18 protein-coding genes are annotated in these 24,704 nt (G+C 72.2%); 5 read left to right on the top strand and 13 right to left on the bottom strand.

The window, feature by feature from the left end; all coding sequences use genetic code 11:
• Positions 1 to 873: an arylamine N-acetyltransferase gene (locus tag ABZZ20_RS19710; RefSeq protein ID WP_356871145.1), complete on the top strand. Its 873-nt coding sequence runs from the start codon at positions 1 to 3 to the stop codon at positions 871 to 873.
• Between the two features lie 190 nt (positions 874 to 1,063).
• Here ABZZ20_RS19710 and ABZZ20_RS19705 read toward each other — a convergent pair whose 3' ends face one another.
• The 5 genes from ABZZ20_RS19705 to ABZZ20_RS19685 form a co-directional block, all read right to left on the bottom strand.
• A complete protein-coding gene (locus tag ABZZ20_RS19705) occupies positions 1,064 to 1,549 on the bottom strand; it encodes a hypothetical protein (protein WP_356871143.1) in 486 nt (161 codons plus the stop codon).
• A gap of 224 nt (positions 1,550 to 1,773) precedes the next feature.
• Entirely contained in the window at positions 1,774 to 2,625 is an 852-nt protein-coding gene (locus ABZZ20_RS19700) for an arylamine N-acetyltransferase (RefSeq protein ID WP_356871141.1), read from the bottom strand.
• Between the two features lie 11 nt (positions 2,626 to 2,636).
• Positions 2,637 to 4,043, bottom strand: a complete 1,407-nt coding sequence (locus tag ABZZ20_RS19695; protein WP_356871139.1) for an FAD-binding oxidoreductase — start codon at positions 4,041 to 4,043, stop codon at positions 2,637 to 2,639.
• A 29-nt stretch (positions 4,044 to 4,072) separates the two neighbouring features.
• On the bottom strand, positions 4,073 to 5,299 hold the full coding sequence (locus ABZZ20_RS19690; protein WP_356871137.1) for an MFS transporter: 1,227 nt from the start codon (positions 5,297 to 5,299) through the stop codon (positions 4,073 to 4,075).
• A 70-nt stretch (positions 5,300 to 5,369) separates the two neighbouring features.
• Positions 5,370 to 7,046: a carboxylesterase family protein gene (locus ABZZ20_RS19685; RefSeq protein WP_356871135.1), complete on the bottom strand. Its 1,677-nt coding sequence runs from the start codon at positions 7,044 to 7,046 to the stop codon at positions 5,370 to 5,372.
• 250 nt (positions 7,047 to 7,296) lie between these two features.
• On the opposite strand from ABZZ20_RS19685, the gene ABZZ20_RS19680 reads away from it, so the two are divergent.
• The 4 genes from ABZZ20_RS19680 (at position 7,297) to ABZZ20_RS19665 (ending at position 12,002) form a co-directional block, all read left to right on the top strand.
• A complete protein-coding gene (locus ABZZ20_RS19680) occupies positions 7,297 to 8,064 on the top strand; it encodes an arylamine N-acetyltransferase (RefSeq protein ID WP_356871133.1) in 768 nt (255 codons plus the stop codon).
• 131 nt (positions 8,065 to 8,195) lie between these two features.
• The gene (locus ABZZ20_RS19675) at positions 8,196 to 9,299 is read left to right on the top strand and encodes an AMP-binding protein (protein WP_356871131.1); all 1,104 of its coding nucleotides are present in this window, start codon (positions 8,196 to 8,198) and stop codon (positions 9,297 to 9,299) included.
• Positions 9,299 to 10,672, top strand: a complete 1,374-nt coding sequence (locus ABZZ20_RS19670; protein ID WP_356871129.1) for an aldehyde dehydrogenase family protein — start codon at positions 9,299 to 9,301, stop codon at positions 10,670 to 10,672. Before ABZZ20_RS19675 ends, ABZZ20_RS19670 begins: the two co-directional genes overlap by 1 nt.
• A 106-nt stretch (positions 10,673 to 10,778) precedes the next feature.
• Entirely contained in the window at positions 10,779 to 12,002 is a 1,224-nt protein-coding gene (locus tag ABZZ20_RS19665; RefSeq protein ID WP_356871127.1) for an acyltransferase, read from the top strand.
• A 79-nt stretch (positions 12,003 to 12,081) separates the two neighbouring features.
• Here ABZZ20_RS19665 and ABZZ20_RS19660 read toward each other — a convergent pair whose 3' ends face one another.
• The 8 genes from ABZZ20_RS19660 to ABZZ20_RS19625 form a co-directional block, all read right to left on the bottom strand.
• On the bottom strand, positions 12,082 to 13,293 hold the full coding sequence (locus ABZZ20_RS19660; protein ID WP_356871125.1) for an FAD-dependent oxidoreductase: 1,212 nt from the start codon (positions 13,291 to 13,293) through the stop codon (positions 12,082 to 12,084).
• Complete coding sequence (locus ABZZ20_RS19655; protein ID WP_356871123.1) at positions 13,290 to 14,903, bottom strand: FAD-dependent oxidoreductase; 1,614 nt, start codon at positions 14,901 to 14,903, stop codon at positions 13,290 to 13,292. Before ABZZ20_RS19655 ends, ABZZ20_RS19660 begins: the two co-directional genes overlap by 4 nt.
• Positions 14,900 to 17,017 carry a molybdopterin oxidoreductase family protein gene (locus ABZZ20_RS19650; protein ID WP_356871121.1) on the bottom strand — a complete coding sequence of 706 codons (2,118 nt, stop codon included), beginning with the start codon at positions 17,015 to 17,017 and terminating at the stop codon, positions 14,900 to 14,902. Before ABZZ20_RS19650 ends, ABZZ20_RS19655 begins: the two co-directional genes overlap by 4 nt.
• Entirely contained in the window at positions 17,010 to 18,371 is a 1,362-nt protein-coding gene (locus tag ABZZ20_RS19645; protein WP_356871119.1) for a nitrate/nitrite transporter, read from the bottom strand. Before ABZZ20_RS19645 ends, ABZZ20_RS19650 begins: the two co-directional genes overlap by 8 nt.
• 70 nt (positions 18,372 to 18,441) lie before the next feature.
• Positions 18,442 to 19,863, bottom strand: a complete 1,422-nt coding sequence (gene pcaB / locus ABZZ20_RS19640; RefSeq protein ID WP_356871117.1) for a 3-carboxy-cis,cis-muconate cycloisomerase — start codon at positions 19,861 to 19,863, stop codon at positions 18,442 to 18,444.
• Complete coding sequence (locus ABZZ20_RS19635; RefSeq protein ID WP_356871115.1) at positions 19,860 to 21,848, bottom strand: FAD/NAD(P)-binding protein; 1,989 nt, start codon at positions 21,846 to 21,848, stop codon at positions 19,860 to 19,862. Before ABZZ20_RS19635 ends, pcaB begins: the two co-directional genes overlap by 4 nt.
• Positions 21,845 to 23,068 carry an FAD-dependent oxidoreductase gene (locus ABZZ20_RS19630; protein ID WP_356871113.1) on the bottom strand — a complete coding sequence of 408 codons (1,224 nt, stop codon included), beginning with the start codon at positions 23,066 to 23,068 and terminating at the stop codon, positions 21,845 to 21,847. Before ABZZ20_RS19630 ends, ABZZ20_RS19635 begins: the two co-directional genes overlap by 4 nt.
• Positions 23,068 to 24,681, bottom strand: coding sequence for an AMP-binding protein (locus tag ABZZ20_RS19625; RefSeq protein ID WP_356871111.1), 1,614 nt, complete (start codon positions 24,679 to 24,681; stop codon positions 23,068 to 23,070). The genes ABZZ20_RS19630 and ABZZ20_RS19625 overlap by 1 nt, the downstream gene beginning before the upstream one ends.
• Positions 24,682 to 24,704 lie beyond the last annotated feature (23 nt).

Here is a 24,704-nt window from a genome sequence, read left to right as displayed (position 1 = left end):
GTGAAGCCCATCGGCAGCGCCGCCCAGTGGCAGGCCGACCGCCTCGACGTCCAGGCGTACCTCACCCGCCTGGGCGTCACCGGGCCGCTGGAGCCGGACGCGGAGACCCTGCGCCGGCTGCACCGGGCGCACGCCCTGACGATCCCGTTCGAGAACCTCGACATCCTGCTGGGCCGGGGCATCGACCTCGACGTGGACGCCATGCAGGACAAGCTCCTGCGCAGCAGGCGCGGCGGGTACTGCTACGAGCACAACATGCTCTTCGCCGTCCTGCTGGAGCGCCTCGGGTACGAGGTCACGCGCCTGTACGCGCGGCCCCTCCTGGACGCCCCCAAGCCGCTGCCCCGGACCCACCTGGTCCTGAGCGTGGCCGTCGGCGATCAGACGTACCTCGCCGATGTCGGCTTCGGCGACGAGGGCCCGCTGGAGCCGATCCTGGTCGGCGACGGGACCGTTTCGGACCAGGCCGGCTGGGTGTACCGGCTGGCTCGGGTGCAGGGCACGGACAAGGAGTGGGTGCTCTCGTTGAAGCGGGAGGACGACTGGTTCCCCCTGTACTGGTACGCCACGGAGGGGCACCACCACATCGACTGCGTGGTGGCGAACTACTTCATCTCCACGCACTCCAGCTCGCCGTTCACCGGACGGGTCTTCCTGGAGCGGATCGCGGAGGACCGGCGGCTCAACCTGAACCACCGCACGCTCACGCTGACCCGCGCGGACGGCACCGTCGAGGTTCGGGACGTGGTGGACGATGAGGTCCGCGAGCTGCTGGACAAGGAGTTCGAGATCGAGCTGACGGACGACGAGGTCGCCGTGGTCGTCGCGGCGCTGCCGGCGCCGTCGGCGGCGCCGTCCGGGGCCGCCTCCTGATCCTGGTCCACCCGTCACCGCCGCGGGGCCCGTGGCGCGCACCCAGCCGGTGCGCGTGCCACGGGCCCCGCTGCGTCGTGCGGGCCCGCCGCCGCGTCGGACGCCGCGCGCCGAAAAGACCGTACGGGCCCGGCGGGGGGATCGCCGGGCCCGTACGGGGGCCGCTGGAGGGGAAGGGGTGCAGCGGGGGTCAGCGGGGCTGGACGGCGATGCGGGTGGCCTTGCCGGTGGAGGCGCCGCTGGTGACGTACGAACCGTCCAGGCCGTTGATCGTGAAGGCGAAGTCGAAGTTGGCGGTGTTCCGGCCCGTCACCGTGATGTTGGCCTTGAAGGTGATGGTGGAAGAGGCCTTGCCGTCCGCGCCGATCAGGAAGGCGACGTCGGTGTCGGAGTAGGTGCCGCAGCCGGTCTGCCTCCACTCGCCGTGCGAGGCGGTGGTGGTGTTGTTCGGCGAGGTGAAGTTGACGACGCCGGCGGTGGCGGAGGAGCTGCCGTAGTAGCTGCCGAGGAAGGTCTCGTGGGTGTTGTCGTCCACGACCTTCCAGCTGCCCGGCAGGGTGTAGCAGGTGCTGCCGCCCTCGACGGCCGCGGACGCCGGACCCGTGACGGCCGTGGCGGTGGCCAGCGCGGCGACACCGGCGAGAACGCCGACCTTGATACGGGTGCTCTTACGCATGTGAGTCTCTCCCAAGGAATTGAATTGGATGGGAATACCGGGCCGGCGACTGACGCGGCGGCTTCATTTCCTATGATGGGGCCGCGCATTCGCGGGAGGTATGGACCAGGTGTCGATCCGTCAGGTCGGCTCGATGCGGTCGATGTGGCCGATTAGGAAAGAAATGGCCCCGTGCCGCACGGGATGACGTGCGGCACGGGGCCGGAATATCAAAGGAAAAGGAATCAGTCGATCTGCATGATGATGCGGACGGCCGGGTCGATGTCCGGCTGCTTCGGCATGGCGGTGGGGTCGATGGCGATGCCGAAGTGCTCCTCGTACGCCGCGCGCAGGGCCGCGTCGTCCGCGAGCACGGTCGTCGTGGTGCCGTCCTGGTCCGTGCGCATCATCTCCCGGCCGTTGATCGTGACCCGGCCGGTCTCGTTCTGGATCGTGGCGATGAGGTTGTGCAGGAACACCGAGTCCGGCGCCGTGCGGTACCACCACAGGGTCGGGTAGAAGTCCTCGATCCGCACCGGCCGCTCGTCGAGCCGGTACTGGATGTCCCCGTTCAAGTGGATCTGGACGAAGCCCTCTTCGGAGCGGACCACCTGGAAGTCACCGTGCGGGTCCTTCTGGACCTCTGCCGAGCCGGCGTCCAGCGGGAACCGGCTGCCCTTGCCGAAGCCCACGTCGACCAGCCAGTCCCGGTCGTCCACGCGCACGCGCAGCGCCAGGTGGCACAGCGGGGCGCCGAAGTCGCCGCCGAGGAAGACCTGGCCGGCGAGGATCTCCACGGAGAAGCCGAGCGCCTCCAGCAGGTGCCCGAAGGACGGGTTCAGCTCGTAGCAGCCGCCGCCGCGCCTCCGGGTGACGATCTTGTCGTGGAGGAAGTCCCGCTCCAGGCTCAGTTCGGCGCCTTCGACGTGGTAATCGATGTTCTCGAAGGGCACCGACAGCACGTGGCGCTCCTGGAGGTGCCGCAGCGCGTGGAGGTCGGCCTTCTCGGGCCGACGCGCGCCGATGCGCTCCAGGTAGGCGTCCACCATCGCATCGCTGAGCATGGTCTTCGTCGTCTCCTCGGTCGTCTGTGTCATCGGGCCCTCTCTCATCGGGACGGCCACCCGGTCGGCGGGATGTTGTGGTTCACCCGGAACAGGTTCTGCGGGTCGTACGCGTCCTTGACCGCGACGAGCCGGGCGTACGTCTCCTCGTCGTACGCCGACCGCAGGTGCTCGGGCGTGCTCTCCAGGGCGCTGATGAAGCTGAGGAACGGGCCGCCGATGCGCCAGGGGGCCATCGTCTCGATCAGCCGCTCCTGGAACTCCCGTACGTCCTGGATGTGTTCGGGCCACACGGGCGCACCGGCGAACAGCGTGTACGCCGTCTCGCGGTGCGGCAGGGCGTTGGCGTGTTCCGGCTCCCGACCGAGCGCCCCGCCCAGGTGGCGCAGCTCGACGCCGGGGCGCACGCCGTCCACGCCCTCCTTGATCAGCGGCAGCAGGGTGTCGATCGCCGCGTCGTCGAGCTCCCGGATCCGGGTGGAACGCTCGTAGTAGACGGCCGGCACGGTCGGGTCCATGTTGATGTCCGCGACCCGCGTGTACGGCATGTCCGCGACGGTGTCGAGGACGGCCGGGACGATCTCCCGGAGCGGGCGCACCAGCTCCTCGCCCTCCTCGACCGGGCCGTTGAAGGCGATCCGGACGTGCGCGAGGAAGCGGCCCCGGACCGGCTCCGGCAGGACGTCGATGTCGGGGAAGCGCATCACGGCGAGGGAGGACTGCATCCGGTCGGGGACCGTCCGCGTCCAGTCGCGCCAGGTGCGCAGGATCTCGTCGATGTGTTCGCCGGGCAGGAACAGCCCGCCGCCGTAGAGCCGTGCGACGGGGAAGAGGCCGATTTCGAGGGAGGTGACCACGCCGAAGTTGCCCTTGCCGCCGCGCAGCGCCCAGAACAGGTCCGGGTGCTCCTCGGGGGACACCAGCCGCAGTTCGCCGTCCGCGGTGACGAGGTCGATGCTCTTCACGTGGTCGGCGCAGTATCCGTACGAGCGGCCGAGCGGGCCGAGGCCGCCGCCGAGGGTGTACGAGACCACGCCGACGCCGGGGGAGGCGCCGTTGAGCGGGGCCAGACCGAAGGCCGCGGCCTCCTCGATGACCCGGCTCCACTGGACGCCGGGCTCGATGCGCGCGGTGCGGGTCCGGGGGTCGATCCGTACGCCGTCGAGGTTGCGGGTGTTGATCAGCAGGGCGCCGTCGGCGGGCCGGGAGACGCCGTGCCCGGTGGCCTGGACCGCGACCGCGATGCCGTGCCGGGCGGCGAAGCGCACGCAGGCGAGGATGTCGGCGGTGCCGTCGACCACGACCACGGCGGCGGGCCGGCTGTCCGGCAGGATCCGGTTGAAGCCGAGCGTCTCCTCCTTGTACGCATCGGTTCCGGGCAGCAGCAGCGGTCCGCGCAGCTGTGCTCCGAGCGCGGCGAGGTCGTCGGTGGTCACGACGGTGGTGGTCACGGAGGACGTTCCCTTCTCTAACGGGGTGCTCATTGGGCGGTCTTGCCGGCCTTGCCGGCGTTGCGCAGGCTCGGGAGCGTGCACGCGGTGAGCAGCACCACGACGCCGCCCAGCCAGGCCACGGTGATCAGCTCTACCTGGTCGACGATCAGACCGCCGACCAGCGCGCCGAGCGCGATGGCCAGGTTGAAGACGGACACCCACAGGGCCGAGGCGGCCTCCATGGCGTCGGGTGCGGACGTGAGCATCCAGGTCTGGAGGCTGACGGAGACACCGCCGAAGGCCAGGCCCCACAGGACCAGTAGGGCGATGCCGCCGGCCTGGCTCTTGCCGAGGAGGGGGAAGAGCAGCATGGCGGCGGCCAGCGCGACGATGATGACGGCCATGGTGCGGCCCAGGTTCTTCGCGACGGCCGCGCCGGCGACGAAGTTGCCGATGATGCCGGCGACGCCGAAGCCCAGCAGCAGCACGCTGATCAGGTCCTCGTCGATGCCGGAGACCTGCTGGAGCATCGGGCTGACGTAGGTGTACGCGGCCAGGTGACCGGTGACGATGAGGGCGGTGGCGATGATGCCGGCCCGCACGCCGCGGTTGGCGAACTGGCCGAACAGCTCGCGCACGCTGACCGGCCGGGTGGCGGGCAGCGAGGGCAGCAGCGCCAGCAGGGCGACGAGGACCGCGAAGGCCAGGACACCGAGCGTGGCGAAGGCGGTGCGCCAGCCGGCCAGACCGCCGATCAGGGTGCCGGTCGGTACGCCGAGGACGTTGGCGGCGGCGACGCCGCCGAAGATGAGCGCGGTGGCCCGGGGGATCGCTGCCGGCTGCACCAGCCGGAAGGCGAGCCCGCCCGCGACGGCCCAGAAACCGCCGATGGTGACGCCGACCAGCACGCGGGACGCGAGCAGGACGCCGAAGTTGGGCGCGAGGACGGTGACCAGGTTGGCGACCGCCATCACGGTCATCAGGCCGACGAGCAGGAAGCGGCGGTCCATGCGGCCGACGACCACCGGGATCAGCGGTGCGGACAGCGCGGCGACGAGACCGGGCACCGTCACCATGAGGCCGGCCGTGCCCTCGGAGACGTGCAGGGCGCCGCCGACCGAGGTGAGCAGGCCGATGGGCAGCTGCTCGGCGGTGACGAGGGTGAAGATGCCGACGGCGACGGAGATGACGGCGAACCAGCTCTTCAGGGAGGTGCGTTCCTCCGCCGTTTCCGCCGGTGCGGCGGTCTCGGCGGACGTTTCGAGTGTTGCCATGACGAGAACCTCATTCGTGTCTCTGGGGGCGGGTGCCGCCCTGCGGGAGGTGGCGGGGCGGCGGGGCAGGTCAGGTGCGCGGGACCCAGCCGGACTCGTCCCAGAACCGCAGCTGCCGCAGCTTCGACGTGGTGGCGATCTCCGCGACCCGCTCACCACCGAGGACCAGCGTGCTGGGGTGCTCGGGATCGAAGACCGGCCACGCGGGTGCACCGGGACCGGTGGGCACGTCGTCGCGGGCGAAGGCGGCCACCAGGTCCATGAAGGTGTCGGAGACGGCGCGCTCGTGCGGTCCGTCGTGGAACAGCGGGGTGGTCTGCGGCACCGGGTAGGTGGCGGAGACGGCCGCGGGGTCGGCGTACGTGCCGAACAGGAAGGGTGAGGTCGCCTCGTGCGGGGTGCCGTGGTGGGGGGCCCGCACGGGGTACGCGAACTCCATGACGTACTGGGGCGTGCGGCCGTGCCGGGCGTGCCGCTCGGAGAGCCGCACGATCTGGTAGCGGAACAGCGCGTCGCCCCAGATCTCGGTCCACAGCGACAGCGGGTCCTGCGGCAGCCCGTCGGCCTCGGCCACCTCGCGGTAGGCGGCTATGCAGGCGTCGGTCAGCTCGTACGGGACCTTGTCCATCCCCTTCTCCAGGACGCCGCGCACGGCTTCGCGCAGCTCGGCCTCGTCGGTGGGCCGCGGGGTGGGGGTGGGCTGCGGGGGGCAGGGGCCGGTGTAGAACGAGCCCTCGGTCCGGGTGTGGACGGCCAGCACCGGCACGTCGGGGGTGGGTAGTTCGTAGTCGAAGGCGCTCATCCAGCGGCCGTCGACGACCGGGCCGCGGAACTCGCGACCGCTGCCGACCTCGCGCTCGCCGGGCAGCCCGCCGAACAGTTCCTCCCAGGCGTCCATCAGGGCGGTGGCGGGCACCTCCCGCAGGCCCGGTACCGTCGTGCCGAGCCGGCGCGCGAGGGACGCGTACGCCTGGCGGGAGTCGGCGGGGGACAGCGAGGTGGCGGGCTCCCACACGTGGCACGCGCTGATGGGGACGATCTTGCGGATGATGCCGCGCAGCTCGGGCAGGAGCGCGAGCTGCCAGGCGCTCGCCCCGCCGGCGGAGGTGCCGGCGACCGTGATGTTGCCGGGGTCGCCGCCGAAGGCCGCCGCGTTCTCGTGGACCCAGCGCAGCAGCGCCGCCTGGTCCTGGAGGCCCCAGTTGGCGAAGTCGCCGGTGTCCGGGTCCGTGAACTCCTCGTGGAGGCCGAAACCGAGGGCGCCGAGACGGTAGTTGAAGGTGACGACGACGAGGTCGCCGCGGTCGGCGAGGCGGGCCCCGTCGTAGACGGGCAGGCTGCCGCCGCCGACCATCCAGCCGCCGCCGTGGATGTAGACCAGCACCGGCTTGGCGCGGTCCGCGATGTCGTCCGCAGCGCCGTCGGCGGCGTCCGTGGCGCCGGCCGGGGCGGGCGTCCAGACGTTGGCGTACAGGGAGTCCTCGCCGCTGCCGGGGATGATCGGCTGGAGGGACTCGGGCGCGAAGGCGCGGGCGTCGCGCACCCCGCTCCACGGGACGGGCGGCCGGGGCGAGGCGAAGCGCAGGTCGCCGACCGGCGGGGCGGCGTAGGGGACGCCGCGGAAGACGGACAGCCGCCCGGAGCGCTCCCCGGCGATCAGGCCGGCGCTGGTGTGCGCGAGCACCGATCCGGCTGCGGCTGCGGCATCGTTTTCCGGCGAAGGGCGGTGGGCGGCTGAGGTGGACATTGCCGTGGGTTCTCCATCGTCATCGACAGCGGTCAGTCACGCCGACTCCACAGTGCCCATTCGGACCGAATGCGCCGCGTCGGATGACTCTGGACCATCCGATGCTGGTAACCGCGCAAGAACCCTGCAACAAGTGACAGCGCACTTTGTCAGGTGCCGCATGGTCCGTCAGATCGCGTTGGGGAGAACGGGTGGCCGTGTATTTTCATTCGGCGTACGCTGCCGGGTTCGAACCGCCGAGGAGAATGAGATGCTGGACGAAGCAGGAGTGGCCGAATACCTCGATCGGATTGGCGCGACTAGGCCCGAGAAAGCCGATCTGGAAGGTCTGCGCCACCTTCAGGAGCGGCATGTCCTCTCGGTTCCCTTCGAAAACATCGACTACCACCTCGACCGCGAGATCCACCTCGGCGAGCAGGCCGTCGACAAGATCGTGCGACAGCGGCGCGGCGGCGGCTGCTACGAGGTGAACTCGGCCTTCGCGGTCCTGCTGGAAGCGCTCGGGTACCGGGTCGAGGTCCTGCCGGGCCGGGTGTACCGGCCGGACGGCTTGGGTCCGGCGATGTGCCACCTGGCGCTGCGGGTGACCCTGGACGAGACCTGGTTGGTGGACGCCGGATTCGGTCGCAACAGCCGCCACCCGCTGTGCTTCGACACCTCTGACGTGCAGCAGGACCCGCACGGGGAGTACCGCGTCGGTGCGGCGGACGCCGGCGGTTTCGACGTGTCCCTGGACGGTGCCGCGCTCTACCGGATCGACGACCGCCCCTGCCGCCTCGACGACTTCGGGCCCACGCTGTGGTGGTGGCGCAGCTGCCCGGACTCGCCGTTCCTCCAGGAGCTGTTCTGCTCGTTGCCCCTCGAAGGCGGCCGGGTCACGCTCAAGGGAAAGCGCCTGGTCAGGATCGAGGACGGGGCCCGCACGATCGAAAAGCTGGAGGGCGACGAGGCCGTTCTCGCCGCCTACCGAACCCACTTCGACATCGTGCTCGACGAACTCCCGCACTCGGTGGCGTGAATCGGACCATCGGGATTCAGCTGACCTGACACAGACAGTTGACGGACTCACCCGAATGACGTGGACCGGCTCCTCGGGCCCGGAGCACGATGCGAAGAGTACGGCGTTACTCCGTACCCGGAAGGAGCATTGTGTCCATCGTTGATCCCTTGCTGGAATTTCCACTCGACACCCAGCCGGACCCCGACGAATTCCTGCGCGCCGCCCTGCGGTGGCATTTCTCCCCGGAAACGGGTTCGCCGTTCTGGCTGGAACGCGCAGGAACTCTCGGATTCGATCCCGTGAAGGACATCGGCGGATTCGCCGACCTGAACAGGTTCCCCAACCTCGCCAACGAACTGCGCCACGTCCGGGCCGAGGACCTCATCCCCCGCGGCTACGGGGAGAACCCCGACGTCGTGGGCGTCTACGAGAGCGGCGGCACCACCGGCGCCCCCAAGCGCATCGTGCTGCTCCAGGAGTGGCTGGACCGGCTGCTCACCTGGAGCAGCGCCCAGCTGGACCGCCACGGTGTCCCGCAGAACGTGAACTGGCTGGTCGTCGCGCCGACCGGACCCCACATGGTCGGTGACGTGATCAAGCGGCAGACCGCCTTCCGCGGCGGCCTCGCTTTCACGGTCGACCTCGACCCGCGATGGGTCAAGAAGCTCATCTCCGACGGCAAGGGCGCCGAGGCCGGCGCGTACGCCGAGCACATCGTCGACCAGGTCGCCTTCCTGCTCCAGACCCAGGACATCGGCGTCCTGATGTGCACGCCGCCGATCCTGGAGCGCCTCGCGCGCCGCGAGGACCTCGCCAAGCTCATCGACGAGAAGGTCAAGGCGATCAACTGGGTCGGCACCCAGATGGACGCCGACACCCGCTACCTGTACCGCACGGAGGTCTTCCCCAAGGCCCACCTGTACAGCGGCTACGGCTCCACGATGATCCTGGGCAACGCCAGCGAGCGCCCGGGCCTGTCCGACGACGACCCGTGCGTCTACGACCCGTTCTCCCCCCACATGATCTTCGACGTGGTCGATCCCGAGACCCGCGAGACCGTCCCGTACGGCGAGCGCGGCCAGGTCGTCATGCACCACATCAGCAAGAGCCTGTTCATGCCGAACAACCTCGAACGCGACTACGCGACCCGGGTGCCCGCCCCCGAAGGCGTCTGGCAGCTCGGGGATTCCGTGGCGGACATCGCGCCGGTCCAGGAGTTCGACAACGAGACCGTCATCGAAGGGGTCTATTAATGAATGCCGGCCTGATCACGCTCGACGCGCTCGGGCCCGCCGGACCGTTCCGCGCGCGCAAGCGCACCACCGTCACCGATGTGACGGGCGCCCCCGTCGCCGAACTCAGCCTGGTTCCGAAGCTGTTCGTGTCACGCGCCATGGACGCCCTGCGCAAGGCCGACTCGATGCCGGCCGACGAGCGGACGGCGGCGCTGGCCCGCGCCGGGAAGATCTTCGCCGAGGAGGTCATCGACGGGCTGTCCTTCGCCGAGTACGAGCACACGGTCGCCCGGGTGTCCGGCGTGCCCCTCGCCGTGGTGCGGGCCGCGACCGCCGCCATCATCGAGGCCACCGAGCAGTCCCGGTTCGCCGCGTACCAGGCCCGGCCGACCGGAGCCGTGGACGACTGGCGCGCCGAGCAGACCCGTACGGGAAGCGCCGTGTGGACCCGCCGCGGCGACGTGTTCGCGGTGCACGCGGCGGGCAACCACCCCGGCCCGCACTCGTTGTGGGTCGAGGCCCTCGCCCTCGGCTACCGGGTCGCGGTGCGGCCCTCGCGTCGCGAGCCGTTCACCCCGCACCGGCTGATCTCCGCGCTGCGGGCCGCGGGCTTCGGCACCGACCAGGTCGTGCTGCTGCCCACGGACTACGAGGCGGCGGACGAGATCCTGCGCAGCGCCGACTACGGCCTCGTCTACGGCGGCGACGACGTCGTCCGCAAGTACGCGGGCACCAACGTGCTGCCGCAGGGACCGGGCCGCTCCAAGATGCTGGTCCCGGCCGGTGTCGACTGGCGCGACCACCTCGACACCATCGTGGACTCCATCAGCCACCAGGGCGGTGTGGCCTGCATCAACGCCACCACCGTGCTCGTCGACGGCGACCCGGCGCCGCTCGCGCGGGCCATCGCCGATCGCCTGGCCACGATTCCCAGCCTGCCCCCGGAGGACGAGAAGGCTGTCCTGGCGGTGCAGCCGGTGGAGGGGGCCCGCGCGATCGAGGGGTTCCTGCTCGCCAAGGCGGCCGGGACCACGGCGCACCTCGGGGGAGACGGCATCGTGGAAGAGCTCGGCGACGGAAGCGCCGTGCTGCGCCCCGCCGTGCACCAGTTGGACCGACCGGACGCGGAGCAGGCCGGCATCGAACTTCCCTTCCCCTGCGTGTGGGTGGCCCCGTGGTCGCCCGCCGACGGGATCGGGCCGCTGCGCAACTCGCTGGTGCTGACCGCCTTCACCGAGGACGAGGCGCTGATCGACGCGCTGCTCCAGGAACCCACCATCAGCAACGTCTACCTGGGCGACCACCCGACCTACTGGATCCGGCCCGGCGTTCCGCACGACGGCTACCTCGGCGAGTTCCTGATGCGCACCAAGACCGTCATCCGCGACTGAACCACCTTCCGGGTCCGGGCCGCGGCCGTCGTCTTCGACGCGGTCCGGACCCGCGTACGCGCAGTCCTCCTGTCCTTCCCGTCACTCGCAAAGGAGCAGCGTTGTCATGCCCATGAACGGAACGGTCAGTTCCAGACCTTCGAGGCCTCCACGGCTCCCCTCGCTGACCGGACTCCGCTTCCCCGCGGCCCTCCTGGTCTTCTTCTTCCACGCGTCCCTCGGCGTCCCGTGGATCCGGCTCTTCGAGGACGACGCGGCGAACGACGCGTTCGCCAAGTACGCCTCGCAGGCCGGCGCCCTCGGCGTCACGTTCTTCTTCGTGCTCAGCGGCTTCGTACTGACCTGGTCGGCCCGCGACAAGGACACGATGCGCGCCTTCTGGCGCCGCCGCTTCGTCAAGATCTACCCGAACTACGTGATCACGTGGGCGCTCGCGCTGCTCACGTTCGCGGCCGTCATGACGAAGCCCTGGCAGGCTGTGGTCAACCTGCTCATGGTGCAGGTGTGGGTGCCCGACTTCGCCACCAACTTCAGCGTGGACCCGCCCAGCTGGTCCCTGGGCGCGGAGGCGATCTTCTACCTCGCCTTCCCGTTGCTGTTCCTGCTGATCAAGAAGATCGAGCCGTCCCGGCTGAAGTTCTGGATCGCCGGCACCGTCGCCGCCATCTTCCTCACGCCGACGCTGACCTACGCGGTCATTCCGGGCGGCGGCATGCAGATGCCCGGCGCGGACGGCACTTCGACCGTGCAGTACTGGTTCGCGTACGTCCTGCCGCCCGTCCGACTGCTCGACTTCGCCCTCGGCATCCTGGTCGCCCGCGCCGTGATGTCGGGCCGCTGGCGCAACATAGGCACGACCTGGTCGGCGCTGCTGCTGGCCGTCAGCTACGGGGTCGCCATGAACGTGGAGCACCTGTACGCGCAGCGCTCGGTGACCCTGGTCCCGATCGTGCTGCTGATCGCTGCCGTCGCCACGCGTGACGCGGAGAACAAGCCGACGCCCTTCAACAACCGGTTCATGATCTGGCTCGGCGAGATCTCGTTCGCCTTCTACCTGCTCCACTACATCGTCCTGGCCTACTCCCGGGACCTGCTGGGCGACCGGCTCTTCTCGACCCCGGCCGGCATCGGGCTGATCGCCGCCCAGATCGTGGTCGCGGTCCTGCTGTCCTGGGCGCTGTACGCCTGGGTGGAGGCGCCGATCACGCGCCGCTTCTCCAGCTCGCGCAAGGCCAGGGCCGCGAAGGCCGCGGCCACCGCGGCCGGCGGAGCCGACGTGCAGGGCTCCGGTCCGTCCGACTCCGAGGGCCGCGCCCTCGAAAACGCCTGACGCACCGCACCGCCGTACGGCCGCGCCGCCCTTCGGGTCCCCGGGAACCCGAAGGGCGGCGTTCCCGTGACTCCGGCACTCAGCCCGCGGCGGCCAGCAGGCGGTGTCCCGCCGCAGGCAGGGCCCGCCCGACGTACGGCCGCAGCTCGCCGTAGGCCCGGGCGTCACCGACCAGGATGCCGCCGAGCAGGGTGCGGCAGTCCGCGTCCAGCACGAGCTTCGCGTAGGTTCCCGCCGCCCCGTCCAGGCGGCTGAACTCCACCGCCCCTACGGCGCTCGCATGAGCGTCACCGAAGCTCGCCACCTCCACTCCGAGCAGCTTGAGCCGGGTGGACAGGTCCGCCTCCCCGAACGGCTCTCCGCCCAGGCCCAGGAGCTGCCGGGCCACCGAGGCCGCCATCCGGTACCCGGGTGCGGCCAGTCCGTGGCAGCGTCCCGACACGGCCGCGCACTCGCCGATCGCCCAGATCCGCTCGTCCTGCGTACGGCACAGCTCGTCGACGAGGAACCCGCCGCGCCCGCCCGTGGCCAGGCCCGCCGGGCCCGCGAGTTCGTCCCGCGGACGCACACCCGCCGAGAACACCACGACGGACGCGTCGAGGGTGCTGCCGTCCGCCAGCACCACCGAGGCCACCCGGCCGTCCGCTCCCGCCTCGACCGCCGCCGTCGCCACACCGCAGTGGATCCGCAGCCCCCGCTCCTCCACCCGCCGCCCGAGGACCCCGCCGCCCGCCGTGTCCACCTGCAACGGCATCAGCCGCGGGGCGAGTTCCACCACGTGCGGCTCCATGCCGAGCAGTCGCAGCGCGTTCGCGGCCTCCAGGCCGAGCAGCCCGCCGCCGATGACCACGCCGGGCCGGCCCGGCACGGCGGCGGCCCGGATCGCGTCGAGGTCGCCGAGCGAGCGGTAGCCGAAGCAGCCGGCCAGGTCGTGCCCCGGCACCGGCGGGACGAACGGCCGCGACCCGGTGGCCAGCACCAGCGCGTCGTAGCCGACCGTGTCACCGGAGGTGGTGGTCACCGTGTGCGCCGCACGGTCCACGGATCTCACCCCGGTGCTCAGGTGCAGCTCCAGCAGCGGATCGTCGAGGAAACCGGGATCGGCCAGCGCGAGGTCCGCGGCGCTCCTGCCGTCGAGGTACGAGGACAGCGCGACCCGGTCGTACGCCGGATGCGGTTCCTCCGCCAGCACGACGACCCGCCAGGACCCGGCGGTGTCGAGGGAGCGCAGCTCCTCCACGAGCCGGTGCCCGGCCATGCCGTACCCGGCGACGACGAGTGTGCGGATCATCGTTCCCCACTCCTTCCGGGCGTGCGTCCGCCCTGGTCCTCGGTCGTGCAGCCGTGGTCGTCGGCCGCGCCGACGGGGTTCCGGGGCGTGCCGCCCCACTGCTGGGCCGCGCCACCGCCGCCCCCGGCCGTCCGGGCCGACTCCTCGTCCGTCCCGGCCGGGTCTTGGGACGTGCCGGCCCCGTTGTCGGGCGAGCCGCTCGGGCCGTCCGCCCCGTCCCCTGCGCCCGCCGGGCGCAGGTGGCACAGGGTGCGTACCGCGTCCGTGCAACCGCCGCAGCCCGTGGTGGCGCGGGTCGCCGCGGCGACCTGTGCCAGGTCGGCGGCGCCGGCCCGGCAGGCCTCGGTGAGGGCGTGCTTGGTGACGTTGTTGCAGCGGCAGACCACCGCGTCGTCCGGCAGCTCGTCGGTGTCCGGTGCGGCCGGTGCGATGCCGAGGAGGAATTCCAGCCGTCCGGCCGGTACCGGTAGGTCGCGCTCGTAGAGCCGGCTCGCGGCGGCGATCGCCCGCGGCAGCCCGAGCAGGACGGCGTCCGTGATCCGCTGCCCGTGCAGGGTGAGGCGGGCGTACCGGCCGCGTGCCGGGTCGGCGAAGGCGACCACCTCGGCGCCCTCGGGGGCCGGTCCGCCCCGCCCCAGTCGGACGAGGTCGGTGCCGGGCACCCGCAGCCGGGTGATCTGGCGGGTGCCGCGGTGCAGTACCGGGGCGCCGGTGAGCTGCCTAGCCAGTGATTCCGCTTGCTCCCAGGCGGGTTCGAGGTGACCGGCAGCGTCTCCCGGGTGCTCGGCGCAGTCGCCGATGGCGTGGATGTGCGGGTCGTCGGTGCGCAGCAGCTCGTCCACGACCACGCCGGTGCGGACGGTGAGTCCGGCCCGGCGGGCGAGCCCGGTTTCGGGGACGGCGCCGGTGCACAGCAGCAGGGTGTCGGCCGCGAGCACCAGACCGTCGTCGAGGGTGAGCTTGCCGGGGCAGTACTGGGCAGCCGTGCGGCCGGGGTGGAACTCCACCCCGAGGTCCTGGAGGCGGCGGCCGAGCAGCGCGCCCGCGGTGGCGTCGAGGTGTCGGTCCAGGGGGTGCGGCCCGCGGTGGACGAGGGCCACTTCGTGGCCCGCCCGGCGCAGCGCGGTGGCCGCTTCCACTGCGAGCGGGCCACCGCCCAGCACCACCGCGGAGCCGGGGGCCGCCGCGGCGCACCGCTCGGCGTCGGCGAGGGTGCGCAGTGCCGCCACGCCGTCGGCGGCGGCGAGGCCGGTAAGGCGAGGGAGGCCTGGTATCCGGGGGACGGCCGGCCGGGCTCCAGTGGCCAGGACCAGGGTGTCGTAGGGGTGTACGGAGCCGTCGTCGGCGTGTGCGAGGCGGCGAGCGCGGTCGATCCGGGTCACGGTGACCCCGGTGTGCAGGCGGGTGCCCGCGGGCGGCGTGGGAAGGGCGAGGGCGGCGGGCGCCAGGGTGCCGTCCAGGACGGAGGTCAGCAGCGCCCGGTGGTAGGGGGCGTGCGGTTCGGCGCCGAGTACGCTCACGCCGCCCCGGTGGCCGTGGTGGTGCAGTCGTTCCACGAACCTCTGTGCGCTGGGTCCGGCACCGATCACCAGGACCTCGCCCGCGTTCACCGCTGCACCGCCGCTGCGGGTTCGATCCGTACCGCGCAGACCTTGAACTCGGGCATCTTGCTGCGCGGGTCGAGTGCGGGACTGGTGATCAGGTTGGCCCGGCCCGCCCCGGCGAAGTGGAACGGCAGGAACACCGTGTCGGTCCGCAGCGAGGGGACCAGTCGAACCCGTGCCACGGTGCTGCCGCGGGCCGAACTGACCCGGGCCGTCGCGCCCTCGCGCAGCCCGTGCCGTTCGGCCGTGTCGGGGTGGACCTCCACGAACGCCTCCGGGGCGGCAGCGGTCAGTTCCGGGACCCGGCGGGTCTGTGCGCCGGACTGGTACTGGGCGAGCACCCGCCCGGTGGTGGCGTACAGCGGGAACGCGGCGTCGGGCGTTTCGGCGCCGTCGCGGTGCTCGACCTCCGCGAAGCGGGCCAGCCCGTCCGGGTGTGCGAAGGCGTCGAGGAACAGCCGCGGGGTGCCGGGGTGCGGCTCGTGGCCTTCGCCGGTCTCGGGGCAGGGCCAGTGCAGGGCCTCGCCCGCGTCGAGCCGGTCGTAGCTGATCCCGGAGTAGTCGGCGCGCCCACCGCGCGAGGCCCGGCGCAGTTCCTCGAAGACCTCGCGCGGTGCGGTCGCGAAGCGCTCGCCGGGCTGGCCGAGCCGTACCGCGAGGCCGTGCAGCACGTCCAGGTCGCTGCGCGCCTCGCCGGGCGGGGTGAGCAGCCGTCGACGGCGCAGCACCCGGCCTTCGAGGTTGGTCATCGTGCCCTCCTCCTCGGCCCATTGGGTGACGGGGAGGACGACGTCCGCGATCCGTGCGGTCTCGGACGGGACGAAGTCGGCCACGACGAGCAGGTCCAGGGAGCCCAGCCGCTCGCCGATCCGGGCCGCGTGCGGCGCGGAGACCACCGGGTTCGAGCCGAAGACCAACAGGGCGCGCGGTCCGCCGTCGGTGCCGAGCGCGTCGAGGAGTTCGTAGGCGCTGCGGCCGGGGCCCGGCAGTGCGTCGGGCTCCACCCCCCACACCGCGGCGACGTGGGCGCGTGCGGCGGGGTCGGTCAGCATGCGGTAGCCGGGCAGTTGGTCGGCCTTCTGGCCGTGTTCGCGCCCGCCCTGGCCGTTGCCCTGTCCGGTGAGGCAGCCGTAGCCGCTGCCCTCGCGGCCGGGCAGGCCGAGGGAGAGGGCGAGGTTGATGAACGCGGCGACCGTGTCGGTGCCCTTGCTGTGCTGTTCGGCGCCGCGCCCGGTCAGGACGTACGCCCGCTGCGCGGCGGCCAGCAGTCGGACCGCCTCGCGCATGTCGGCGACCGGGACGCCGGTGACCCGTTCCACCCGCTCCGGCCACCAGGCGGCGGCCCGTGCCCAGGCGGCGTCGAAGCCGGTGGTCCGCCGGGACACGTAGCCCCGGTCCGCGTGGCCCTCGACGACCGCGAGGTGGAACAGGCCCAGGGCCAGTGCGAGATCCGTGCCGGGGGTCGGCTGGAGGTGCAGGGCGGCTCCCTCGGCCGTGGGGGTGCGGCGCGGGTCGATGACGATCAGCTGTGCCCGGTTCAGGTGGCGCATCAGTGGCGGCATCGTCTCGGCCGGGTTGGCTCCGGCGAGCAGGATCACGTCGGCGTCGCCGAGGTCGGTGACGGGGAACGGCAGCCCGCGGTCGAGTCCGAAGGCGGCCGAACCGGCGGCTGCCGCCGAGGACATGCAGAACCGGCCGTTGTAGTCGATCTGGCTGGTGCCGAGGGCGACGCGGGCGAACTTGCCGAGCTGGTAGGCCTTTTCGTTGGTGAGCCCGCCCCCGCCGAACACGCCGACCGCGTCGGGCCCGTGCACGGTGCGGATCTGCCGCAGTCGGGCGGCGATCGTGTCGAGGGCGGCCTCCCAGGTGGTGGGGGCGAGCCGGCCGTCGTCCCCGCGGACCAGGGGCCGGGTGAGCCGTCCGGGGGTGTCGAGCAGCGCGGGCGCCGTCCAGCCCTTCTGGCACAACCCGCCCCAGTTCACCGGGAAGTCCGCCGACGGCCGCACGACCGTGCGGCCTTCCTCGCGGGCGAGCCGGGTGCCGCACTGCAGGGCGCAGTACGGGCAGTGGGTGGCGACTTCGGTCGGGTCGGGGCCGGCCGCCCGGGCCGTCTCAGCCACGGGAGGCCTCGGCGAGGGTGCGCTGCTCGGTGGCGGTCTCGGTGGCCGGGCGCGTGCGGAGGTAGACCGCCCAGGTGACCAGGATGCACACGAGGTAGAAGCCGAGGAAGGCGAGGAACGCGCCCTCACCGGATTTCGAGGCGCCGCCGTAGGCGCTGCGGAAGACCAGGTTGACCGCGACCCCGCCGAGGGCGCCGACCGCGCCGGCGATGCCGATCACCGCTCCGGAGAGCCGGCGGGCCCGGGCGAAGGCGGCCGTCGCGTCGTGGCCGGAGGTGACGGATTCCTCCGCCTGCCGGGCGAACACGGCCGGGATCATCTTGTACGTCGAGCCGTTGCCGATGCCGGTCAGGACGAACAGGGCGGTGAAGCCGGCGATGAAGAGGGCGTACGAGCCCTGCGCCGAGGCGAGGAGCAGCACTCCGGTGCCCGCGGCCATCGCGCAGAACGTCGCGAGGGTGACCTTGGCGCCGCCCCACCGGTCGGACAGCAGCCCGCCGACGGGCCGGAACAGCGAGCCGAGCAGCGGTCCGAGGAAGGTGTACTGGGCCGATTCGAGCGGGGTGGCGCCGAACTGGCTCTGCAGCACCAGCCCGAAGGCGAAGCCGTAGCCGATGAACGAGCCGAAGGTGCCGATGTAGAGGAGGGAGATCCACCAGGTGTGCGCGGTGCGGGCGGCTTCGCGTTGGGCGCCGGGGGCGCTGCGCACCGCGGTGAAGTTGTCCATCTTCAGGGCGGCGAGGAGCGAGGTCAGCGCGATCAGCGGGAGGTAGCCGGCGATGACGTAGGCGGGGTGGGTGCTGCCCGCGGTGGCGATGACGAGCAGGCCGATCAGTTGGACGGCGGCCACTCCGAGGTTCCCGCCGCCGGCGTTGATGCCGAGGGCCCAGCCCTGGAGGCGCTGGGGGTAGAGGGCGGTGATGTTGGTCATCGAGGAGGCGAAGTTGCCGCCGCCGACGCCGCCGGCCGCGCCGACCAGCAGGAACACCCAGAGCGGGGTGCCGGGGCGCTGTACGAAGAAGAGCGCGGCGAGGGCGGGGACGAGGAGGATCGCGGAGGCGAAGACCGTCCAGTTGCGGCCGCCGAAGCGGGTGACGGCGTAGCTGTAGGGCAGGCGCAGTGCGGCGCCGACCAGGGTGGGGACGACGACGAGCAGGAACTTCTGGGAGGGCGTGAAGCCCAGGCCGATCTGCGGCGACATGAAGAGGACCAGGACGGACCACATGCTCCACACGGAGAAGCCGATGTGCTCGGAGAGGACCGAGAGGAGCAGGTTGCGGCGGGCGGTCTTCCGGCCGGAGCGTTGCCAGAAGTCCTCGTCCTCGGGGTCCCAGTCGTCGATCCAGCGCGTCATGGCTCTCAGGCTTTCTGCTCGGCGGGCAACTGAATGAACCATACAGTTCAGTTCAGTTGAACTCAATGGTTCAGAGCGGTCGGGCCAATGCCCGATCCACCAGAGGACCCGCACCGCCGGTGTACGCACCGGGATCGCACAGCCGCGCCAGCTCGTCGGCGCTCCGCTGCCCGGCGAGTACGGGCTCCTCGGCGAGCAGCTCGTACAGGGGGCGCCCACTCTCCTCGGCCGCCGCGGAGACCCGGGTCAGCAACTGCTTCGCCGCGGCCTTGCCCAACTGCGGTGCGAGCACGGCCGCGATCCGCTCGGAAACCACCTGGCTGCCGGTCAGCAGCAGGTTCGCCCGCATCCGGTCCGGCCGGGCGGTCAGCCCCTCGGCGAGTTCCACCGCGGTGTGGGCGGCGCCGCCGACCAGCCGCAGGCACTCGCGCAGCAGCTGCCATTCGGCGTGCCAGGCCCCGGCCGAGCGCTCGTCCTCCGCGACCAGGCACTGCACGAGCCCGGTGGCGAGCGCGGGGACCTGGAGGGCGGCGCTGCGCAGCAGGGTGCTCAGGACCGGATTGCGTTTGTGGGGCATGGCGGAGGAGCCGCCGCGGCCGGCCACGGCGGGCTCGGCGACCTCGGCGACCTCGGTGCGGGCCAGGTTCTGCACGTCGATCGCGATCTTCCCGAGGGCCCCGGCGGTGAAGGCGAGCGCGGCGGCGAGATCGGCGATCGGGGTGCGCAGGACGTGCCAGGGAAGTGCGGGGCGGGCCAGCCCGGTCTCGGCGGCGAAGGCCTCGACCAGGTCGTCCAGGTAGGCACCGGGCTCCTGCTGCCGGTCCGCACCGTCGATCCGGGCGTACTCCAGGTATCCGGCCAGCGTGCCGGCCGCGCCGCCGAGCGAGACCGGCAGCCCGCCGTCGAGCACTCGGGCCAGGCGCAGGTCCGCATCGAGGACCAGGTGGCGCCAGCCGGCCGCCTTGAGCCCGAAGGTGGTGGGGACGGCTTGGAGGGCCAGCGTGCGTCCCGCCATGGCCGTGTCCCGGTGCGCCCCCGCCAGACGGGCCAGGGCGTCGGCGGTGCGGGCCAGATCGCCCCGGATCAGCGTCAGGGTCCGGGCGGCCACCAGCATGGCGCCCGTGTCGAGGATGTCCTGGCTGGTGGAGCCGCGGTGCACGTACTCGGCGGCTCCGGTCCCCCGGGTGTCCTGCTCCGCGACCACCCGGGTCAACGCCTGCACCAGGCCGACCACCGGGTTCGCGGTCTCCCGGGCGGCCAGGGCCAGGGCCCGCAGGTCCAGGTGCTCCGCCCGGGCCGCCCGGGTGATGGTGTCGGCCGCCTCCTTCGGGAGGGTGCCGAGCCCGGCCTGCGCCCGGGCCAGGGCGGCTTCGGCGTCGAGCATGGCCTGGAGCCAGGCCAGGTCGGACACGGCCTCCTCGGCGGGGGTGCCGGCGCGTACCGGCGACAGCAGCCCCGCGTCGGTGAGCGCGTCCTGCGCCGCCCCGCTCATACCAGGACCCCGGTCAGGTCGGTCTCGGCCGGCAGCGGCGCGACACCGCTGGGGACCACGGTCGCGGCCGGGAGGGCGAGGACGGAGCGGGCGATCGCGTCGGAGTCGCCGAGGGTGACCGAGTCGACGCCCGGGCGGATGCCGGCCGCGGTGACCCAGTGCACGGACTCGGTGGGCACCCCGTACGCGAACCGGCGGGGGTGGGCCCGGCCGCGGGCGTCGAGCAGCCGGTACGGGCGCTCGGTGACGGCGAGGCCGCCCGACTCGTAGCTGCTGCCGTCCGAGCCGGCGATCCGGTACGTGGTGCACTGCTCGGTGTCGAGCAGGTGGCGCAGCAGCGGGTCGTCGGTGCGCCGCAGGTCGGGCTCGGGCAGCCGGGCCTCGATCAGTACGGTGGCGCGGACGGCGGGGCCGGGGACGGTGCGGGACTGGGCGATGAACGTCGCCCGGTCGCCGGCGGCGGTGTCGACGCGGATCTCGGTGCCCGGGCCGGTCAGGACGAGTACCCCGGCGTCGATCAGGGCGATCATCTCCTCGATGCGGGAGGCCGGCGGGCCGATGGAGAGGAAGGCGTTGAGCGGGGTGTACCAGCCTTCGAGGTCGTCGCGGTGCGAGTCGCCGCTCAGGCCGCCGTGGTCGACGGCGAGGCGGATCTCGTTGCGCAGGTCGCGCATGACGTCCAGGGCCGCCTTGAGCGGGCCGCTGAGGTTGCCGGCCCTGGCCTCCGCGACGTCCTTGGCCAGGTAGCCGACCAGCCAGTCCCGGAAGTCCTCGCGGCTGGTGAACTCGCGGTCGCCGTAAGGGCGGGAGAGCTGCTCCCAGTCCCAGCGCTGTTCGTCCTCGATGTCGTAGACGTCCAGCAGCGAGCTGCGGTCCTGCGCCGTCTCCAGGGACAGGTACCGCCTGGTGAAGCCCTCGCGCTCGGCGCCCCGGCCGCGCGCCTCCAGGAGGGTGCCGTAGTACACGCTCTCCGTCTCGCGGGAGATGAGCGGCCACAGGTCCTCGGAGAAGCTGATGCCCTCGCCGTCCTCGGAGCGCAGGCGCATCTCGGCGATCCTCTGCGGGGTGAGCAGGCGCGGCAGGTAGCGGCCGTACGCGCCCTTCTCGTTCTCGCCGCGGGCGTGGTACGGGATGCCGCGGCGCGAACTCGCGTACAGGGAGGGCTCGTTGCCGGAGGGGCGGTAGGTCAGGCGGCCGTCCTCGGCGCGGACGAAGGTGCCGCCGCGACCGACGGTGAAGAGCGCCATGTGGTCGAAGAAGTTCAGGCCGAGGCCGCGCAGCAGCACGTTCTCGCCGGGCTTGACGACGTTCAGGTTCAGGTCGGCCGGATTGGCGGGCGTGACGTACGTGAGGTGGTGGATCCGGGCGAGGCTCGCCGTCTTCGCCTCGCGGGGGGTCAGCCGGGCCGGTACGTGGCCCTGGGCCATCACGATCGCGTCGAGCGCGTTGAGCCGGGTGCCGTTCTCCAGGCGGACGCCCTGTTGCCCGCCGGGGGTGCCGTGGGTGTCGGCCATGGCCACGGCGCGGGAGCGGTGCACCTCGACGGTGACGTGGCCCGGGGCGTTGCGCACGACGCGCTCGAAGGTGGCGCGCAGGTAGCTGCCGTAGAAGGCGCGGGTCGGGTACGTGTTGGGGCCCAGGCGGCGGGCCTCGGCGACGGTCGCCTCGTCCGCGGTGCCGGCCTCGGCGACGGCCTCGGCCCACTCGTACAGGCTCGGGCCGGGCTCGATCGGGCCCTCGGTCCGGACGCTGTTGTCGGTGTAGATGGTGATCTGGGAGGCGACCGTGTTCATCAGCAGGTGCTGGGACTGGTCGGACCGCCAGACCTGGCCGGCTCCCGGCGCCGAGGGGTCGACGACGTGGACGGTGACGGCCGCGTGCGAGGGGTTCTTGCGCTCGTTGGCGCACAGGCGCTCCAGGACGGAGAGGCCGCGCGGGCCGGCGCCGATGATGGCCACCTGCATCCGCTCCCGGTTCTCGTTCATCGCTGCTCTCCGTTCTGGGAGGCGTGGGCGGTGGCGGCGGTGTTCTCGTCGAGGGTGCGGGCGCCGTGCATCCAGGCCACGTAGTCGTGGAGCTGGTCGACGGTGAAGGCCGCGAGCTGCTCGTTGCGGGCCGAGGCCGCGGCCCCGGAGGTGTGCCAGAGCTTGATGCTCTCCCGGGCGAGGAGCTGGATCCGGCCGGTGCGCTCGCGCCGCTCGGCGTTGAACTTCTCGAAGCGCTGCGGGAGTTCGTCGCTGCCGCAGTCGAGGAGGTCACCGAGGACCACGGCGTCCTCCAAGCCCTGGCAGGCGCCCTGCGCCACGTAGTGGAGCATCGGGTGGGCGGCGTCGCCGAGCAGGGCGACCCGGCCGTCGGTCCAGGTGTCCACCGGGTCCCGGTCCACCAGGACCCAGGACTTCCAGCCTTCACCGAGGGCGAGCAGGCGCTGCGCGTCCTCACCGAGCGAGGCGAACTCGCGGCGGAGGTCGCCCGCGGTGGCCGGGACTCCGGCCAGTGCCTCGGTCGCGTCGTTGTGGCTGCTGGCCGCGAGGTTGAGGTACTTGCCACCGGCGATCGGGTAGTGCACGAAGTGGCAGCCGGGTCCGGTCCACCAGGTCACGGAGGTGAGGTGGCGCAGCTCCTCGGGGACCTGCTCCATCGGGATGATGGCGCGGTACACGGTGATCCCGGAGTTGCGGGGCGCACCGTCACCGACGAGCTGGGCGCGGATCGCGGAGTGGATGCCGTCGGCGCCGATCAGGGCGTCGCCGGTGATGCGCCCGCCGTCCGCCAGGAGCACCGAGGCGCCGCTCGCGTCCTGCTCGTAGCCGACGGCGGTGACGGCGCTGCGCAGTTCGATGGTGTCGACGGCCTGGCAGGCCTCCAGCAGCTTGGAGTGCAGTTCGGCGCGGTGGACGACGGCGTACGGGTTGCCGAACCGCTCGCGGTAGCGCTCGGTCAGGTCCATGCTGACCACGTGCTCGCCGGTGACGCCGTCCATGAAGCGGAGTTCGTCCATCTGCACGGCGGTGGCACGGACGGCGTCTCCGAGGCCGAGGCGGTCCAGGGCGTGCAGGCCGTTGGGGGCGAGCTGGATGCCCGCGCCGATCTCGGCGAACTCGGGGGCGCGTTCCAGGACGAGGACGTGGTGTCCGCGGCGGGCGGTGGCGAGGGCCGTGGCCAGCCCGCCGATTCCTCCACCGATGATGATGAGCTTCGACATCAGACCTTCTCCTCGTCTCGGGTGGCGGCGGTGGAAGCGGCGGCGGTGGACGTGGCGCCGGCGGTGAGCAGCCGGGCGAGTTCCAGCCGCTTGATCTTGGTGGTGGCCGTCTGGGGCAGCTCGGACTGGCGCCACTGGACGGGCTCGGCCATCGGCGGGAGGCCCGCGACGGCGGCCTTCCAGGCCTGCGGGTCGAGCGGCTTGTCGTCCTTGGTGCAGACGACGGGGACGGCCCGGCCGGTCTCGTCGGGGATGATGATGACCTCGGCCAGCTCGTCGAGGCGGGTGAAGAGGGTGTCCTCGGCGGCGAGGGTGGAACCGAAGCCCTCGATCAGGTCGACCTCGCGGTCGAGCAGGTGCACGCAGCCCCACTTGGTGCGGTAGCCGACGTCGCCCATGCGCCACCAGCCGTCGTTGACCTGCTTGTCGTAACGTTCCTGCTCGCCGAGGTAGGTGACGATCCGGCCGTCGCTCTTGACCTCGATGAAGCCGGGGTTGGTCTCCGAGGGCGGCAGTCCGTTGCGGCTGACGACGCGGACGTCGGTCATGCCGGGGAAGGGCATCCCCACGCAGCGGCCGTCGGCGTCGAGGCCGCGGCGCTTGGAGAAGGAGCGGGCCACCGCGGGGCCGATCTCGCTCTGTCCGTACAGCTGGCCGAAGACGGCGGCCTTGCGCTTGGTGGCCTTGAGCAGCGTCTGCACGGTGCGCGGGTGGATGGCGTCGAAGGTGCTGCTGAAGAGCTTCACGTTCGCCAGCGGTCCGCGCGGATCGTGCGCCAACTCCTCCCACTCCATGAAGGAGTTGGGGTGGGCTTCCAGGATGCCGGGGCGCAGCTGGGCGAAGAGGTCGGCGGCCCGCTTGGGGTCGGAGTCGGCGAGGACGACGATCGGGAAGCCGCGGAAGAGGGAGATGGCGAGGGCGGTGATGAGCCGCGAGTGGACGAAGGAGACGTGCATGGCGATGGTCTCGCGGCCCGGTATGAGCGGCTTGGTGATCGTGGCCTGCGGGCGGTAGCGCGCCTGGAGGGTGGCGCCGGTGTGGACGGCGAGCTTCGGGGTCCCGGTGGTTCCGGAGGTGTGCGTGATCAGCGTGGGGTGCTCGGGGGGCATGGTCACCGCGGGGACGCGGGGGGAGCCGGCGAGCGAGGCGAGTTCGGTGGCGTCCTGGTAGCTGCCGGAGGTGAGCAGGACCTGCTCGGCCTCCTCGAAGACCGAGGCGGGCAGTTCGGTCTCCAGCTTGTCCTGGTCGGTGAGCAGGTAGGGCTGGTCGGTGCGGCGTACGAGCTCGGCGACGGTCTCGCCGTCGAGCTTCGGGGACAGCAGTACCGGCACGGCGCCGATGCGGGCCACCGCGCAGGCCAGCAGGGTGATGTCGAAGCCGTCGGACTTGTAGACGACGACCCGGCGGCCGGGGCGGACCCGGGCGGCCCAGAGCCGCGAGGCGAAGTCGTCGATCAGGTCGGCGACCTCGGCCACCGTCGCCCGGCGTCCGAGCCCCGGGGCGATGTCCAGGTCGTGGTCGAGGATCACCACGTTCGTCGGGTGCTTGCGGGCCGCCCGCTCGAAGAGCGTCCCGAGCCGGATGCCCTTGTTTCCGATGCGCTGCAGAATCATGGCCTGACCTTTCTCATGTCACG

Origin of the sequence: Streptomyces sp. NPDC006430, assembly GCF_040612395.1 — a bacterium.
Classification (GTDB): Bacteria; Actinomycetota; Actinomycetes; order Streptomycetales; family Streptomycetaceae; genus Streptomyces.
Note: the sequence above shows the minus strand (reverse complement) of the source record. Positions and strands in the feature narration are given on the sequence as shown.

Excerpts from the sequence above, each read along its gene's own strand:
- ABZZ20_RS19645 (WP_356871119.1), bottom strand. The coding sequence starts at position 18,371 with ATGACGCGCTGGATCGACGACTGGGACCCCGAGGACGAGGACTTCTGG.
- ABZZ20_RS19680 (WP_356871133.1), top strand. The coding sequence starts at position 7,297 with ATGCTGGACGAAGCAGGAGTGGCCGAATACCTCGATCGGATTGGCGCG.
- ABZZ20_RS19700 (WP_356871141.1), bottom strand. The coding sequence starts at position 2,625 with ATGACACAGACGACCGAGGAGACGACGAAGACCATGCTCAGCGATGCG.
- ABZZ20_RS19685 (WP_356871135.1), bottom strand. The coding sequence starts at position 7,046 with ATGTCCACCTCAGCCGCCCACCGCCCTTCGCCGGAAAACGATGCCGCA.
- ABZZ20_RS19625 (WP_356871111.1), bottom strand. The coding sequence starts at position 24,681 with ATGATTCTGCAGCGCATCGGAAACAAGGGCATCCGGCTCGGGACGCTC.
- ABZZ20_RS19705 (WP_356871143.1), bottom strand. The coding sequence starts at position 1,549 with ATGCGTAAGAGCACCCGTATCAAGGTCGGCGTTCTCGCCGGTGTCGCC.
- ABZZ20_RS19660 (WP_356871125.1), bottom strand. The coding sequence starts at position 13,293 with ATGATCCGCACACTCGTCGTCGCCGGGTACGGCATGGCCGGGCACCGG.
- ABZZ20_RS19690 (WP_356871137.1), bottom strand. The coding sequence starts at position 5,299 with ATGGCAACACTCGAAACGTCCGCCGAGACCGCCGCACCGGCGGAAACG.
- ABZZ20_RS19665 (WP_356871127.1), top strand. The coding sequence starts at position 10,779 with ATGCCCATGAACGGAACGGTCAGTTCCAGACCTTCGAGGCCTCCACGG.
- pcaB (WP_356871117.1), bottom strand. The coding sequence starts at position 19,863 with ATGAGCGGGGCGGCGCAGGACGCGCTCACCGACGCGGGGCTGCTGTCG.
- ABZZ20_RS19635 (WP_356871115.1), bottom strand. The coding sequence starts at position 21,848 with ATGAACGAGAACCGGGAGCGGATGCAGGTGGCCATCATCGGCGCCGGC.
- ABZZ20_RS19630 (WP_356871113.1), bottom strand. The coding sequence starts at position 23,068 with ATGTCGAAGCTCATCATCATCGGTGGAGGAATCGGCGGGCTGGCCACG.
- ABZZ20_RS19670 (WP_356871129.1), top strand. The coding sequence starts at position 9,299 with ATGAATGCCGGCCTGATCACGCTCGACGCGCTCGGGCCCGCCGGACCG.